The 285-nt window shown below is 29.1% G+C and carries 1 protein-coding gene; it reads right to left on the bottom strand.

The features are described 5' to 3' along the window. Positions 1 to 285, bottom strand: a 285-nt coding sequence (locus tag FD06_RS07650) for a DDE-type integrase/transposase/recombinase (RefSeq protein WP_162256004.1), incomplete at both ends; no start/stop codon positions are given.

Here is a 285-nt window from a genome sequence, read left to right as displayed (position 1 = left end):
TTCATTCGCTTTAATTCAGAAATGTAATAAGGCAGTTGATAATGCCATCCTTGATCTGAATGCATAATTGGTTTAAATCCTGTGGGAATTTTGCTTTTCAATTCTTTTAATGTTCTATAAATCAAACGTTGATTAGGTGAATTACTTACTTGTATGGATAAAATTTCTTTAGTTCCTTCGTCAATGACTGCAGAAATATAACCATTAATATGATTTTTTAATTTGAGCTGAGTAATATCTGTATGCAGTATTTTGTATGGTTTGTCAGCTTTAAAATTTTGATGC

This window comes from Apilactobacillus ozensis DSM 23829 = JCM 17196, from assembly GCF_001435995.1.
Taxonomy (GTDB): domain Bacteria; phylum Bacillota; class Bacilli; order Lactobacillales; family Lactobacillaceae; genus Apilactobacillus; species Apilactobacillus ozensis.
Note: the sequence above shows the minus strand (reverse complement) of the source record. Positions and strands in the feature narration are given on the sequence as shown.